The 14,037-nt window shown below is 69.8% G+C and carries 12 protein-coding genes and 1 pseudogene; 7 read left to right on the top strand and 6 right to left on the bottom strand.

What is annotated here, in order from left to right:
• Positions 1-6: 6 nt before the first annotated feature.
• Positions 7-1,359: an alpha/beta fold hydrolase gene (locus tag AB0436_RS06700; protein WP_366466613.1), complete on the bottom strand. Its 1,353-nt coding sequence runs from the start codon at positions 1,357-1,359 to the stop codon at positions 7-9.
• 79 nt (positions 1,360-1,438) lie between these two features.
• Between AB0436_RS06700 and AB0436_RS06695 the strand changes: the two genes are divergently transcribed.
• Positions 1,439-2,404, top strand: coding sequence for a pirin family protein (locus AB0436_RS06695; RefSeq protein WP_366466612.1), 966 nt, complete (start codon positions 1,439-1,441; stop codon positions 2,402-2,404).
• A gap of 26 nt (positions 2,405-2,430) precedes the next feature.
• Here AB0436_RS06695 and lpdA read toward each other — a convergent pair whose 3' ends face one another.
• Entirely contained in the window at positions 2,431-3,843 is a 1,413-nt protein-coding gene (gene lpdA, locus AB0436_RS06690; RefSeq protein WP_366466611.1) for a dihydrolipoyl dehydrogenase, read from the bottom strand.
• A gap of 188 nt (positions 3,844-4,031) precedes the next feature.
• Positions 4,032-6,167: a SpoIIE family protein phosphatase gene (locus AB0436_RS06685; protein WP_366466610.1), complete on the bottom strand. Its 2,136-nt coding sequence runs from the start codon at positions 6,165-6,167 to the stop codon at positions 4,032-4,034.
• A 257-nt stretch (positions 6,168-6,424) separates the two neighbouring features.
• Between AB0436_RS06685 and AB0436_RS06680 the strand changes: the two are divergent.
• Positions 6,425-6,799 (top strand): annotated as a pseudogene (locus AB0436_RS06680) (right-handed parallel beta-helix repeat-containing protein); the annotation flags it as partial.
• Positions 6,800-6,814: 15 nt separating this feature from the next.
• On the opposite strand, the gene AB0436_RS06675 reads toward AB0436_RS06680, so the two are convergent.
• Positions 6,815-7,498, bottom strand: a complete 684-nt coding sequence (locus AB0436_RS06675; RefSeq protein ID WP_366466609.1) for a type III effector protein — start codon at positions 7,496-7,498, stop codon at positions 6,815-6,817.
• A gap of 127 nt (positions 7,499-7,625) precedes the next feature.
• Here AB0436_RS06675 and AB0436_RS06670 point away from each other — a divergent pair, with 127 nt between their 5' ends.
• The 3 genes from AB0436_RS06670 to AB0436_RS06660 all read left to right on the top strand — a co-directional run bounded on the left by AB0436_RS06670 (position 7,626) and on the right by AB0436_RS06660 (position 9,159).
• Complete coding sequence (locus AB0436_RS06670; protein WP_366466608.1) at positions 7,626-8,060, top strand: Hsp20/alpha crystallin family protein; 435 nt, start codon at positions 7,626-7,628, stop codon at positions 8,058-8,060.
• Between the two features lie 132 nt (positions 8,061-8,192).
• A complete protein-coding gene (locus AB0436_RS06665; protein ID WP_366466607.1) occupies positions 8,193-8,633 on the top strand; it encodes a DUF2267 domain-containing protein in 441 nt (146 codons plus the stop codon).
• A gap of 37 nt (positions 8,634-8,670) precedes the next feature.
• Complete coding sequence (locus AB0436_RS06660) at positions 8,671-9,159, top strand: MSMEG_6728 family protein (protein ID WP_366466606.1); 489 nt, start codon at positions 8,671-8,673, stop codon at positions 9,157-9,159.
• 119 nt (positions 9,160-9,278) lie between these two features.
• Here the strand turns inward: AB0436_RS06660 and AB0436_RS06655 are convergent, their stop codons facing one another.
• Together AB0436_RS06655 and AB0436_RS06650 are read right to left on the bottom strand one after the other, a co-directional pair.
• Positions 9,279-10,460 (bottom strand): glycoside hydrolase family 76 protein, encoded by a 1,182-nt coding sequence (locus tag AB0436_RS06655; protein ID WP_366466605.1) that lies wholly within the window; start codon positions 10,458-10,460, stop codon positions 9,279-9,281.
• Between the two features lie 32 nt (positions 10,461-10,492).
• The gene (locus AB0436_RS06650; protein WP_366466604.1) at positions 10,493-11,674 is read right to left on the bottom strand and encodes a glycoside hydrolase family 76 protein; all 1,182 of its coding nucleotides are present in this window, start codon (positions 11,672-11,674) and stop codon (positions 10,493-10,495) included.
• A 706-nt stretch (positions 11,675-12,380) separates the two neighbouring features.
• On the opposite strand from AB0436_RS06650, the gene AB0436_RS06645 reads away from it, so the two are divergent.
• Both AB0436_RS06645 and AB0436_RS06640 read left to right on the top strand, forming a co-directional pair.
• Positions 12,381-13,277, top strand: coding sequence for a serine hydrolase (locus AB0436_RS06645; RefSeq protein ID WP_366466603.1), 897 nt, complete (start codon positions 12,381-12,383; stop codon positions 13,275-13,277).
• Between the two features lie 87 nt (positions 13,278-13,364).
• Complete coding sequence (locus AB0436_RS06640; protein ID WP_366466602.1) at positions 13,365-13,655, top strand: hypothetical protein; 291 nt, start codon at positions 13,365-13,367, stop codon at positions 13,653-13,655.
• The last annotated feature ends 382 nt before the right edge of the window (positions 13,656-14,037 follow it).

Genomic DNA, 14,037 nt, shown 5'->3' with positions numbered 1-14,037 from the left:
TCTCCGTCAGACTTCGCCGCGGACCAGCGCCAGCAGCCGGTCGAGCACCCGCGGGCCACCGGCCCTCAGCCCGTCGTGCTCGTACTCGTCGGTGACCCAGGTGCGCAGGCCGCGGATGGCCCGGGCGGTGCGCAGGGCGTGGCCGGTGTCGACGTACATGTCGTCGTGGTAGATCGCGGCAGCGACCGGTACGTCATTGGCGGCGAGTCGGTCCCGGTCGTACAGCGGGGCCCAGTCGGTACGGGCGGCCAGCAGGTCCGCGGTCTCCCGGAGGGGTCGCAGCGCCGGGTCCACCTCGAAGTGCCAGGGGTGCACGGACTCCCCGGTGAGGGGCAGCGGCGCGTCACCGGCGAGGGCCGGGCGGGCGTCGAAGGCGGGGAATTCGGCCCGTACCCGCTCGGCGGACCATGCCGTGGGGCGGGTGTCCCGGCCGTAGATGGACTCGTGGACCAAGGCGTACAGCGGGTGCGCGGCGAAGGAGAGCGCGGCATGCACCCGCTCCTGGAAGGCGTCGGCCAACTGCGGGCCCTGCGGCGTCCGGACGAAGGCGTCCGCCAGCAGGTGGTGCAGGGCATGACTGCCGTCTCCGGCCCCGAGCATGATGCCCAGCGACTGGAAGGCCTCGACGGTGAACCGGTATCCGCTGTTGAGCACCGGCCGGTGCGCACGGAGATGGGCGGCGATCTCGCGGGCGCGTGCGATGTCCTGCGGATAGCGCGCGTAGTGCGCGGCCGTCTTCCGGGCGATACGGGGATACGCGGCCCGGTAGACGTCATCGGCGTGCGCGTCGAGCGACGGGAGACCGCCGGTGATGAGCGCGGCGGTCAGCCCCTCAGGGGCCGCCGACAGGTAGTGGACGGTGCAGAAACCGCCGAAGCTCTGGCCGAGCACGGTCCAGGGCGCACCGCCGGTCAGCTGCGGCCGGATGAGCTCGCAGTCGCGGACGATGGAATCGGCCCGGAAGTGCGCCAGGTAGTCGGCCTGCTCCTGAGGGCCGCCGCGCAGCGGCAGCGTCTGACGGTTGGCGGGCGTGGAGGCGCCGGTACCGCGCTGATCGAGCAGCAGCACCCGGAACTCCTGCACCGCGCGACCGAGCCAGGCCTGCTTGCCGGTGAACCGGTTGGCGCCGAAGCCGGGGCCGCCCTGCAGATACAGCAACCAGGGCAGCCCCGCCAGGTCGGAGGCGCCCTTGTCGGAGGCGACGACCTCACGGGCGTAGAGCTCGATCCGTTCGCCGCCCGGCTGCGCGTGGTCCACGGGCACCCGGAAGCGGTGGTCGGTGAGGACGAGGCCGGGCTGACGGTAGCTGGTCAAGGGGGCTCCTGGTCGTACGGCTGAACGCCCCTCATCGTCCACCATCGCCAGGACGGTTCGGACAGCGACCTCCACCCGGGCGGCGATCGGGCAGCGCCGGGGTGGACTGGATTAGATTGGGCGCATGAGCAATCTTGAGCGCCCGGCGACGCTCTCCGTCTGCGGGGGCCGCGGGTTCGTCGCGGCCGAGCCGGTACGCGAACTCCTCAGCCCGCGACGGGTCAAGCTCGGCGAATCGACCGAGGTACGCAGGCTGCTCCCCAATCTCGGCCGGCGCATGGTCGGCGCATGGGCTTTCGTCGATCACTACGGCCCCGACGACATCGCCGACGAGCCGGGGATGCAGGTGCCGCCCCATCCGCACATGGGCCTGCAGACGGTGAGCTGGCTGCACGAGGGGGAGGTGCTGCACCGGGACAGTCTGGGCAGCCTGCAGACGGTGCGCCCGCGCGAGCTGGGTCTGATGACCTCGGGCCGGGCCATCAGCCACTCCGAGGAGAGCCCCCGTCCGCATGCCCGCCTGCTGCACGGCGCGCAGCTGTGGGTCGCGCTCCCCGACGGGCACCGCAACGTCGAACCGCGTTTCGAACACCACAGCGCACTGCCGACGGTCATCGCCCCGGGCCTCACGGCAACCGTGATCCTCGGCGAGCTCGACGGTTCCAGCTCCCCCGGCACGACGTACAGCCCCCTCGTCGGCGCCGACCTGGCCCTCTCCGCCGGAGCAGCAGCCGCCCTGCCGCTCGAACCCGACTTCGAGTACGCGGTCCTTGCGATGTCGGGCGAGGCGTCCGCCGACGGCGTACCGCTGGAACCGGGCTCCATGCTCTACCTCGGCTGCGGCCGTACGGAACTGCCGTTGCGCGCCAGGTCGGACGCCGGGCTGATGCTCCTGGGCGGCGAGCCGTTCGAGGAGGAGATCGTCATGTGGTGGAACTTCGTCGGACGCTCCCACGAGGAGATCGCCCAGGCCCGTTCGGACTGGATGTCCGGAACTCGCTTCGGCGAGGTGCACGGCTACGACGGCGGTCGGTTGCCTGCTCCGGAACTCCCGCCCGTACCACTGAAACCGCGCGGACGGGTGCGCTGAGCGAGGCGATCGCCCGATCGCTCTCGTCACATGTTGATCATGTGTCCGGCGAGGCCGTGCACGGCCTCCTTCACCGCCTCGCCCAGGGTCGGATGGGCGTGGACGTTGCGGGCGACCTCGTGGACGGTGAGGTCCCACTGCTGGGCCAGGGTCAGCTCGGGCAGCAGTTCGGTGACCTCCGGGCCGATCAGGTGACCGCCGATCAGCTCGCCGTACGTGCCGTCGCTGATCAGCTTCACGAAGCCACTCGCGTCGCCCAGGCCGTGCGCCTTGCCGTTCGCGGTGAAGGGGAACTTCGCCACCTTGACGTCGAAGCCCTTCTCCCTCGCCTGCGCCTCCGTGTAGCCGAAACTGGCGATCTGCGGCTGACAGAAGGTGGCCCGCGGGATCATCACGTAGTCCAGCTCCATCGTCTCGGCGCCTGCGATCGTCTCCGCCGCGACCACACCCATCGCCTCTGCCGCGTGCGCGAGCATCAGCTTCGCGGTGACATCACCAATGGCGTAGATGTGCGGCACCGAGGTCCGGCAGCGGCCGTCGACATCGATCGCACCGCGCTCGGTGACCCGCACACCGGTCTTCTCCAGACCGTAGCCCGTGACGTTCGGAGCGAACCCGATCGCCTGCAGCACCTTGTCGGCCTCCAGGACCTGCTGGGTACCGTCCTTGCCGGTGACGGCGACACGCACCTGCGGGCCGGACTCGTCGATCGACTCGACCCGGGTCGAGGTGAGGACGTCGATGCCCAACTTCCGGTATTGCTTGGCGAGTTCGGCGGACACCTCGGCGTCCTCCAGGGGCGCCGCGCGGTCCAGGAACTCGACGATCGTCACCTTGACGCCGTAGTTGTGCAGGACATACGCGAACTCCACACCGATCGCGCCGGCACCCGCGATCACGATGGACTGCGGGAGTTCCTCGGCGAGGATCTGCTCCTCGAACGTCACCACGCGCGAGGTCCGGCGGGTGCCGGGCAGCAGCTTCGGCGTCGCGCCGGTGGCGACGATGCAGTGATCGAACCCGATCGTCTGCGTCGAGCCGTCGAACAGCGCCACATCGAGCGTGTGCGGGTCGCGGAAGGTGCCGCGCCCGCTGATCTCCGTGATCTTGTTCTTCTTCATCAGGTAATGGACGCCCTTGACCCGGCCGTCCGCCACCTTGCGACTGCGCCGGAACGCCTCGCCGTAGTCGAAGGACACCTGCCCCTCGACCTTGATGCCGAAGGTCTTCGCCTCGCGCATGAAGATGTGCGCCAGCTCCGCGTTGCGCAGCAGAGCCTTGGAGGGGATGCACCCCACGTTCAGACAGACGCCGCCCCAGTACTTCTCCTCGACGACCGCGACCCGCTTGCCCAGCTGAGCCGCGCGAACGGCGGCGACATACCCGCCCGGACCTGCTCCGAGTACCACGACGTCGAAGTGCTCGCCCTGCTCGTCCATGAAAGTTCCCTTCCGCTGGGGTGGCTCCCCTCCTGCGAGGGCCCGCTCGGTCCCGGTCGAACAGGCCGCTCACCACTTCTCCGGCTGCCACCTGATCTTCCTCAGCCAGCATGCCCCATCAGCCGGGCAGCCTCGAGCCCGGCGCCGATGCCACGTCGGCAGGCGACAGCGACCCGCTGACCGTTTCGTCACCTTCGCGGTCCGCTCGAGTGCGTTCTGCTCTGCAGGACGAGGAAGGCCAGGTCGTCAGCGCGCTGCCGGGCGGGACGTACCTGCTCCAGCAGGGAGTCGATGAGCCGGTACAGATCCCGGTCGTCGGCGCGTGCGAGACGGCGTGCAAGGTCTGCGATGGAATCGTCGAGATCGATTCCCGGGGTTTCGACGAGACCGTCGGTGTAGAAGGCGAGCAGCAGTCCCGGAGTGAACGGGATCTCGGTGACCGGATAGGTGGCGCCGGGCTCGACGCCCAGCAGCGGCCCCGGTGTGACGTCAAGGGGGAACGTGCGGCGGTCCGGCAGGCGCACGAGCGGCGGCGGGTGTCCGGCGCTGGCGACGCAGACACGTCGACGCTCGAAGTCGAGATGGGCGTAGAGGCAGCTGGTGAACAGACCGGGGTCGAGGTCGATGAGGAGGCGGTTGGTCCTGGCGAGGACTTGGTCGGGCGGCGTACCGAGGGTGGCGTGCGCGTGGACCCCGGTGCGCACCTGGCCCATGAGGGCGGCAGCGGCCGCGTTGTGCCCCTGAACGTCTCCGATGACGGCCGCGGCGGCGGTCCCGCCGAGTCGGATGAGGTCGTAGAAGTCGCCGCCGATTTCCATGCCGCGGGTGGCGGGCAGGTAACGCGCGGCGACGTGCAGCCCGTCGATGCCGGGCAGGGTGTGCGGCAGCAGTGCCTGCTGCAGGCCGTGGGCGAGCTGATGCTTGGTGTCGTACAGGCGGGCACGGTCGAGTGCCTGGGCGATGAGCCCGGCGAGCGCGGTCATCACGGCGCGTTCTTCGGCGGAGAACGTGTGCGGGTGCTCGTAGGACAGGACGCAGCAGCCGACCGGCCGACCCGATATGTTCAGCGGCAGAAACGCCCATGCCTGCTTGCCGCTGACCAGTGGAGCCTCCGGGTAGCTCCGCTGCATTTCCTGAGGGTCCGCGAAGAACGAAGGGATGCCGCTGGTGAGCGCTTGCCCGGCGGGCGTGAAACCGGTGTCGACGGGGAGGCCGTCGAGGCGCTCGATGGCCCGGGAGGGGTAACCGCGGTGACCGGTGATCCGTAGCCGGCCGGTCTCCGCGGCGGACAGGACCAGGCCCTGGGCGCCGAAGGCGGGCATGATCTGGTCGGCGATGAGATCCACCACGTCCTGGACGCCGACGACTTCGGTCAGGGCGGCGGCCAGGTGCATCAGCTGGTAGAGCTGCCCCGCGCGGGCCGGCGCGGCGGTGTGCGTGGACAGCCGGGCAGCCGGTCTGGGCGGGGGCTGGGCGCCGGTGGGGATGATCTGGATGCTGATGCCGCTGGCGTCCGGGTAGAGGTGGAAGTCCAGCCATCGGTCCGGTGGGCGGCAAGCGGCGAACGCGACGGGCTCGCGGCTGATCACCGCGGCACGGTAGCGGTCCTCGTATGTGGGGTCGTCGAGCCAGGGCAACGACTGCCACGGCAGCGTCCCCAGCAGCTGACCGGCGTCGCGGCCCAGCAGCTCGGCGCCGCGGGAGCTGAGAAACGTGATGCGCCCCTCGAGGTCGAGTGCGCAACACCCGCCGGGCAGACGCTCGGCGAAGTCGGCGGCGGCCAGCGCGGGCCCGGAGACCGGGCTGCCGGTCGCGACGGGAAGTGCCCGTGGCCGGCCGCCCGGGAACGGGAACATCCCGGCCTCAACGGCTTCCTCAAGCGTCCGAGCCAGCGTTCGGCAACAGGCGGCGATATGCCCTTGCTCCCGCCGAGTCATGTCCGGCGGACGGGTGGCCGGCCACAGCAGAAGCAGGGAACCCCACTGCCGGATGCCCGTCACGGGTGCGGCGGCCAACGCGAACGGGTAGGGCAGCGCCATCGCCGTGCGGGGATAGGACCGCGCCATCTCCTCCTGACTGCCCACCCAGACAAGCCGGTTCTCCCGGATCGCCTCGGCCACCGGAGCCGGGCCTCCCACCGGAACCCGGCCCCAGGGAGCGGCGAACTCCACCGGCGCCCCGGACAGTACCTCGATGCGCAGGACATTCTCAGCCGGGTCGAGCAGAAAGAGCGCACCGATGGAGGCCCCGGTCCGGCGCACCGTTTCGACGAGTGCCCCGTCCACCCCGCCGGCATGGACCGCCGGGTCACTTGCGCTGGTCACGATGCACCTCCAGCGTCGCCGCACTACCCGGGCCCGAGTACCCGATCAAGCCGCAATATCCCGGAAGAGCACGGGGACCTTTTCGACGCAGGACTCCACTGTGTTCACGTTCATGAATAATAATCAAGCATCCGCATATTGACGCGTCCACGGCAACGCTTTAGCGTCTCGAGAAAACGCTTCCTACGCGGCGCTCCCCGCTCCATGCGCCGGCCGACCGTGCGACTCGTGCAAGCTGTCGAACCGATCCCCACCGTGACTCGGGGCTGCAGATCTCGCGCATCGCCTCCTCCACCCCGGACGACCAGTGGCCGTCCAACAACCTCATCCTGAGCTCGGAGTCACACGACAACGCCGACTCCGACGGCGAGGACGCCGACGGCTTCGCCGCGAAGCTCACCGCAGGCCCCGGAAACGTCTTCCGCTACGACGTGTCCCACAACAACATCGATGACGGCTGGGACCTCTACACCAAGACCGCCACCGGTCCCATCGGCCCGGTGACCATCGAGGACTCCCACTCCTACGGCAACGGCACCCTCACCGACGGCACCACGAACTCGAGCGGTGACCGCAACGGCTACAAGCTCGGCGGCGACGACATCAAGGTCGACCACGTCGTACGGCGTGACAGGTGGTCCGGTGCGTCACCCGAGCCGGCCGGTGGTGTCCGTAGCGGTGCGGTGAGGGCTGTCGTCGCCTTGGCGGAGCTGATCGGTACGGCCCGCAATGGTGTCGACGCGGGCCGCGAGATCGGGGTTTCGGGCTTCCAGGTAAGCGCGGCTGTGCAGCAAGGGTGCAAGGAGGCGGGCGGCGTCGCTGTCGGCGAGGGCGTCGGTGAGGGGGACACGGTCACCGGCGGGGAGATCGGTGAGCGCGATGATCTGCCCGGCGAGCTGGCGCAGGTCTGCTGCGTTGTCGCGAGCCCAGCTGGTGACGGTGCGGTCGGCGGCACGGCGGTCGCGGGTGGCTTGCACCCGCTCCTCCCCGGTCGTGCCCGGGGGGCCGGGGCGTACGCGCAAGTAGCGGCGCTCGGCGGCCTGTCGGCTGGCGACGCCGAGGGGCTGGGCCAGGTCGGCCCAGCTGGTGCCGGCCGCGCGGGCCGCTTCGATCAGTCCCGCCTCCCAGCCGGCGAGTTGTTCGCGCAGTTCGCGCAGCAGCAGCAGCGCGGCCAGCGCTTGCTCGGAGCTGGCTTGCCCGCGTTCCGGGCGTTGCCCGGCCTGCGGGGTGCGGGCGGTCCGAAGGGCCTCGTCGGCCGCGCGCAGTGCCGCGGCCGCAGCGAAGAAAGAGGTGGGGTCGCCGACCTGGTCGGAGTGCTCGGATGTGGTCATGGGTCGCCTTCCCTTGATGTCACCCTTCGGATGACGTCGCGCTTGTCATCGTCTGGACGACATGTTACAACGGTGGGGATGAAGCGCATTGGCAGCTACTGCCTGAACCAATTGGAGGTGTTTCGCGATGTTGATGCGCACCGACCCGTTCCGCGAACTCGATCGAATCGCCCAGCAGCTGACAGGTACGACGGGAACCTGGTCCAGGCCCTCGGCGATGGCCATGGATGCCTACCGCGAGGGCGAGGAGTACGTCATCGCCCTCGACCTTCCGGGTGTCACCAAGGACGCGATCGACATCGACGTCGAGCGGAACATGCTGACCGTCAAGGCGGAGCGCCGGCCGGAAGCCAAGGCCGAGGACGTGCAGATGGAGCTCTCCGAGCGCCCGCTGGGCGTCTTCTCGCGCCAGCTGGTGCTGGCCGACACCCTGGACACGGAACGCATCAGGGCCGACTACGACGCCGGGGTCCTCACCCTGCGGATCCCGATCGCTGAGCGCGCCAAGCCCCGCAAGATCACCATCGGCGGAGAGTCCGCGCACCCCCAGATCAGCAGCTGAGCAACCGCGCGGCAGTGGAGGGCGGGAAGTGATCTCCCTCTGCCCCGCCCTCCACCGGGCGCCCCCATCCTGCTCAACCCGCTACAGGCCGCAGAGCCCCCTTCACAGGAACGAGAAAGGCACACTCCCCCGATGTCTCCCCTCCCGCTGCCCGAGCAGACCCCTTCCGCGCCGGAGATGACGTTCGACCGGATGCTGGAGACAGTCCGCTACGAAGGCGTGTATCCGACGCGCGAGCGCGCAGAGGAGGTCACCCACGCCGTGCTGGCCGCTCTGGGCCGTCAGCTCACCGGCGACGAACGCGTCGCCCTCGCCGCTCGTCTCCCGTTCGAGGCCGCCCGCACCTTCACCGGGCAGGTACCCGACACCGAACCGCTCACCGGCTGGGGCATGGTCAAGGACCTCGCCACCCGCACCGGTGGTACCCCCGCCACGGCACGCTGGGACACCGGAACCGTCCTGGCCGTCGTCGCCGGCCTGGCCGGCCCCGCCCTTCTCGACCGTATCCTGGCCCAGCTCCCCTCCGGCTACGCGCTCCTGTTCGGCCGCGCCGAACTCGTACAGGCCGCATAGCCGCCCCCGAAGGCATCCCGGTGGGTAGAGATGTCACATGCAGACTTTTCTTCCCTTTCCGGACTTCACCCGGTCAGCAAGCGCGCTCGACCCCCGGCGGCTGGGCAAGCAGCGGGTCGAGGCGCTGCAGGTACTCCGCGGGCTGACCGTGCCCGGATACGGTTGGCGCAGACATCCGGCGGTCCGTATGTGGGCCGGATACGAGGAGGCGCTGGTTCTTTACGGGCTGGACGTGTGCCGGGTGTGGACGGCCCTGGGGCATGCCGACACCTGTGCTGTCACGTTGGTGAACGACTTCCGGAACTGGCTGCCGGGCGCAACGGTGCGGACCCAGGTCCGGCTCAACGTGGACGGTGACCTCCCGCCGTGGCTCGGCTCCCGGGACTTCCACCGCAGCCACCAGTCGGCGCTGCTGCGCAAGGACCCGGACTACTACCGCGGTCGGTTCCCCGGTGTGCCGGACGACCTGCCGTACGTGTGGCCGGCCTCGGACCGTGCTCCGGAACCGCGACCGGGCGCGGAATAACCGCCGAACTGGCGCGGAGCGCCCGGCGGCGCTCCTCAGCGGCTCGGGGACGAGCCCGTCACAGGCCGAGAGCGAAAACCCGGACCGCGAGTGAGTCTGCGCCCGGCTGACCACGTCGGTCAGTACAGCGTCGACCACGCGCGGCGCGGCCAGGCGAGCACGGCGTAGATCTGGGCGACTGCCGCCTGCTGGATCGCCTGAGTGGTGCCGCCGGCGTCGAACCGCACGAGGCCGGTCCGGGGATCACGTTGCTTCGCCCACACATGGTCGGCGTAGTCGGCCATCGCCTTCCGGTACTTGTCTCCGCCGGTCGCCGATTCGAGCAGCAGGAGGTTCTTGAAGAAGATCGAGTTGAAGTAGGGCGGCTGCGTGAGCAGACGTCCTTCGGTGATGTAGTGGGTGTAGGCGGCCTCGGCGACCCGCTCGGCGCGGCGCAGGTACGCGCGGTCGTGGGTCACCTCGTAGAACAGGACGTTGACACCGATCGGCACGCCCTGGTTGTAGGACCACACGGTCTTGTCGATGGAGCCCTTCAGGTCGAGGTTGTCCCAGTACAGTCCCTCGGGGCTCTGCAGGTAGGTGTTGGTCCAGTCGTAGAAACGTTTGGCCGAGTCCAGATAGCTGCGCTTGCCGGTGATCTGATAGAGCCGGAGCCCGAGTTCGGCGGCCGGCATGTTGGACACGGTGTTGCGGGCTTGGCTCCAACCGGCCTGGGTCCAGAACACACCCCCGGGATCTGCGTGGCCCGGGTCGGTGTCCCAGCCCGACTCGACGAGCTCGAAGATATGCTCGGCGCGCGACAGCGCCGCGGGGTCGCCGGCCTGCAGGTAGCGCTGGATTTTCTCCAGCCCCACCCACTCGTTGTCGTCGTAGAACATGTCGCCGCCCGATCCGTACGGGGCGACGGGGTAGGAGGCGTAGCCCGGGAGTCCGGTCGTTCCGCCGGCCGCATTCCAGTAGTGCTCCTGGGACTTGGCGACTTCGGCGAGCTGCGCCTCGTAACGCCGGTCCACCACCGAGATGTCGAGCGCGGCGATGTGAATCTGGGAGTGCGGCCATTCGTACGAGTACGGGTTGTCGTCGGCGGCTGCAGGGTACTGCTCGCGGAAGAGCCCGGAACCATCGGTCGTGCCGAGGTACTTTTCCAGAGCGGTGTACGCGGCGGTGGCCCGTGCCGTCGCTTCCGCTCTGCCCACCGGGGCCGGTCGGTTCGGATCCGGCGCGGCTGCGGAGACCGTCCCCGCAGCCAACACCGCGAGCACGACGCCGGCCAGAACGGTCCGGGAACGACGCGCGTGCATGGAGTACCTCCGTTGGTTGTCGATAGCGCGGACTATTCCCCGGTCCCAACGGCGTGGTGCGTGCCCCGGGGCACCGCCGCGACGAGGGCGCCCAATGCACTGGCCTGGGTACGCCAGTCATGGGCGTTGGGATAACCGGCGGGGTCCGCACCGGACCAGCGCTGCCCCAGACGGTTCTGGGCGTCCCGGTCCCGGGTCCAGATGCTGTTCGCCTGCTGGACGGTGAAAGCGCGGTAGGTGCCATCGCCGGTGGTGTCGGCCAGGTCCATCATGTAGCGCATGAAAACGCCCTTGAACTGCTTGGCGTTGTCGTCGCAGGTCCGGTCGAGGGCGTCGCACTGCTCGGTGAGCACGCCCTGCTGTACGAGGTCGGGCGAAGCGAGCGCCGCGTCGGCCAGGTGCCGGGCGGTCGCCAGCGCTGTTTGGTCGCCGGTGGCACGGTAGACCTCCAACGCACCGCCGATCGCGGCGCCCTGGTTGTACGTCCAGACGGTCCCACCGTTGTTGCGGCAGTCGTTGGTCAGTCCGTCGTTGACCAGACCCGACTTGTTGATCAGTCCGCTGCCGGCCAACCACGTCCAGGCCGTCTGCGCCCGGCCCGACCAGAGCGTATCGCCCGGTATGCGGTTGTGCAGCGCCGCGGTGAGTCGCACGTACAGGCCGTTGGTGATGGAGTTCTTGTAGGTCCGCTCCCGGTCCCACCAGACCCCGCCGCCGCACGTGCTGGTATCCCAGTAACCGTGCACGTAGTCGGCTATGGTGACGGCCTCGCTCAGATACTTCCGCTGCCCCGTCAGGTCATACGCCTGCAACCAGGCCAGTCCCCACCACTCGGAGTCGTCGATGGCGCGGCTGGTGAAGTCCCCCTCGATCGGGTCGCTGCTGCGTTCTCCAGCCGGGAAGGCCCCACGGTTGACCTCGAAGGTGTGGTCGACGATGGGCAGCCAGCGGGTGTTCCCGGTGCGCTGCATGTAATCCATCATCGTGGTCAGTGCGACAGCCGAGTTCCACCAACTGGACGGCCACCAGGCAGTGTTCTGATCGTATGACTGCATCAGCACATCCGCGGCGGCCTCGGCCCTGCCCTGCGGCGTCACTTGCTTCGTGGACGCGCCGGCTGGGCTCGCTGCTCCCAGCAGCATCGCCAGCAGCCCGGCCAGCAACGTGCAGAGGGCTCTGTTCCGGTAGCTCTTTGTCCGCGTGCCCTTACGCATGCCCGCTCCCTCCCTGTTCGTATCGATCAGTTCGGATCTCTGACAACGTTGTCAGAGCGGAAGGTCGACGGTACTCGCGGATCTGATCCGGCGTCAATGGGGCGGCGGACCTCACGGAAGCAGAGCCGGCGCCTCCCGCAGGTTGTGGTCGGCGACGACTTGCATGAATCGCCGGTCGGGATGTCGATGCGGACGGCGCGCCCGGCAGAGTCGATCAGGACGCGGTCGGGGCCGCAACCCCGCTCCAGCAGGTCCACGCTGCCGTAGCGGGGGGGGCATGGTGGCACCGCATGACGTCGAGCGTCCGGGCCAAGTCGTCCACCGCAAACAGCACCCGCGGAATACGCGCCCCGAACTGGTCCGGTCTGCGGCGTGCGGCCAGGAACGGCCGCCGCCCCGGAGGCGAGCGCGAACGGGTCCGCCGCGTCCTCCGGGGCGGCGCCGGCCGGTAGTTCTCCTCGCCCACCACCCCTCAGCCGGGCGGCGCGGTTGGCGAACATCACATGCCATTACATCGGTCAATTCAGACAATTCGCCCCAATTTTTCGAAGAGCTCGTCACCGAGACCCGTACCGTGGCTGCGACCCAGGAACGGAAATCCGAGCCGCCGCGCACCGTGGTCGGCGCCTGGGCTGCCCGCCGAACGCCCTTGCCGGGTGGGGCTCCAGAGTGCCCCCAGGCCACCGTGGGAACAGGACACACCCTCATGCACCGATCACCGCTGTCGAGCTGCGCGCTGCGCGGGCTGACCGCTGCCGTAGCCGCCGGGACCTTGCTCACTGCGGCGGGCCCCGCCTCCGCGAGCGACATCCATGCCGCAACCACCGTTGCCGGCGGCTCCAAGGTCGTATGTGCGTCGAACAAGCCGGGACTGGCGCCGAAGCTCTCGCGGGACATCGCGAACGCCCTCAAGAAGCGCCACGGCACGTCGGCGCTGGCCCTCTACGACCGGCGCTCCGGGACCAGCTGCACGCTCAACGCCGGAAAGCACTTCGACTCGGCCAGTGTCGTGAAAGTCACCGTCCTCGGGGCGCTGCTGCGGCGGGCCGAGGAGGCGCACCGGAAGCTGACGCCGCACGAGGTGAAATTGACCACCGCCATGATCACCAAGTCGGACAACGACTCGACCTCCGCCCTGTGGCGCGAGGTCGGGGTCGCCGGCGTCAAGCACTTCCTGTCCCTGGCGAAGATGCGGCAGACCACCCCGGGGGCGGACGGATCGTGGGGGCTCACCCAGATCACCGCGGCCGACGAGGTCACCCTGATGCGGCTGCTGACCACGGAGAACGCAGTCCTCAGCGCGAGCGCCCGCGGCTACGCGCTCGGGCTGATGAAGCGGGTCGTGCCCGAGCAGCGGTGGGGCGTGCCCACCGGAGCACCCACCACCGCGACGGCGCACGTCAAGAACGGGTGGCTGCAGCGCGCCACCGACGGATGGCGGGTACACAGTGTCGGCGCCTTCACCGGCGGTGGCCACGACTACGGGATGGCGGTTCTCTCCCAGGGCAACCACACCATGGGCTACGGCGTCGCCACCATCGAGGGAGCTTCCCGCGTCATCCACCGTGATCTGGACAGCGCAGTCACGACGACGGGCGGCTGAAAGCGCCGGCGTCGCGACCAGCGGTGGTGGCCGGCTGTCGCTCGGGCCGCCGGGCGCGTTCGTCGTCCCGGGGCCATCCTGAGACGCATGACATCTGAGATAGCCGAGAGCCGGACGACGGCCGAGCAGACGGTGGCCGCACAGCCCGTGGCCGCACCGACCGTGGCCGAGCAGCCAGTGGGCGCCCCCACGGCTTTCCCCTTCGGCAGCTGGGACGACATCGAAAGGCGGCGGCCGGTCGGTCACCTCGCGGGCCGACGCCGCCTGAGCGCACGAGCGGTGCGGGCGGCGCGCCTCGATCGGGCGGCGCGGACGGGGGTCTCAACGACCCCGGTCGGGGCAGTGCGGCAGGCCGCGCGTCACCCGGACGGCCGTTGATCGACTGATCGACGTCGTCGGCGCTCCGGGCCGGTCCCGGTTCACGCTTGCCGGATGGCGTATCCGGGCGCGACGCACAGGACGGGCCGATGAACGGCGAGGCGGGGCAGGACCGCGGGGGCGGAGACCAGGACGGCGGTGGTCTCGGCCGCAGGCACTTGCTCGGTGCGGCGGTGGCAGCCGGTGCCGGGCTCGGCATGGCGATAGCAGGCTGCGATGCGCCGCAGGGCAGGCGCACCCCGTCGTCCCATTCGTCCGCCGGGCTCCGGACCGGCAGCCGGGACTGGCGTATCCGTACGTTCGGTCTGCCTGAGGCCGTGCAGGCTACACCGACAAGGTGGGCGTCCGGCCGGGAGGGACGTTCCGGCTGTACGTGTCGACC

Source organism: Streptomyces sp. NPDC051322, assembly GCF_040689485.1.
Lineage (GTDB): Bacteria > Actinomycetota > Actinomycetes > Streptomycetales > Streptomycetaceae > Streptomyces.
Note: the sequence above shows the minus strand (reverse complement) of the source record. Positions and strands in the feature narration are given on the sequence as shown.

Excerpts from the sequence above, each read along its gene's own strand:
- AB0436_RS06650 (WP_366466604.1), bottom strand. The coding sequence starts at position 11,674 with ATGCGTAAGGGCACGCGGACAAAGAGCTACCGGAACAGAGCCCTCTGC.
- AB0436_RS06700 (WP_366466613.1), bottom strand. The coding sequence starts at position 1,359 with ATGGTGGACGATGAGGGGCGTTCAGCCGTACGACCAGGAGCCCCCTTG.
- AB0436_RS06640 (WP_366466602.1), top strand. The coding sequence starts at position 13,365 with ATGACATCTGAGATAGCCGAGAGCCGGACGACGGCCGAGCAGACGGTG.
- AB0436_RS06645 (WP_366466603.1), top strand. The coding sequence starts at position 12,381 with ATGCACCGATCACCGCTGTCGAGCTGCGCGCTGCGCGGGCTGACCGCT.
- AB0436_RS06695 (WP_366466612.1), top strand. The coding sequence starts at position 1,439 with ATGAGCAATCTTGAGCGCCCGGCGACGCTCTCCGTCTGCGGGGGCCGC.
- lpdA (WP_366466611.1), bottom strand. The coding sequence starts at position 3,843 with ATGGACGAGCAGGGCGAGCACTTCGACGTCGTGGTACTCGGAGCAGGT.
- AB0436_RS06675 (WP_366466609.1), bottom strand. The coding sequence starts at position 7,498 with ATGACCACATCCGAGCACTCCGACCAGGTCGGCGACCCCACCTCTTTC.
- AB0436_RS06670 (WP_366466608.1), top strand. The coding sequence starts at position 7,626 with ATGTTGATGCGCACCGACCCGTTCCGCGAACTCGATCGAATCGCCCAG.
- AB0436_RS06655 (WP_366466605.1), bottom strand. The coding sequence starts at position 10,460 with ATGCACGCGCGTCGTTCCCGGACCGTTCTGGCCGGCGTCGTGCTCGCG.
- AB0436_RS06665 (WP_366466607.1), top strand. The coding sequence starts at position 8,193 with ATGTCTCCCCTCCCGCTGCCCGAGCAGACCCCTTCCGCGCCGGAGATG.
- AB0436_RS06660 (WP_366466606.1), top strand. The coding sequence starts at position 8,671 with ATGCAGACTTTTCTTCCCTTTCCGGACTTCACCCGGTCAGCAAGCGCG.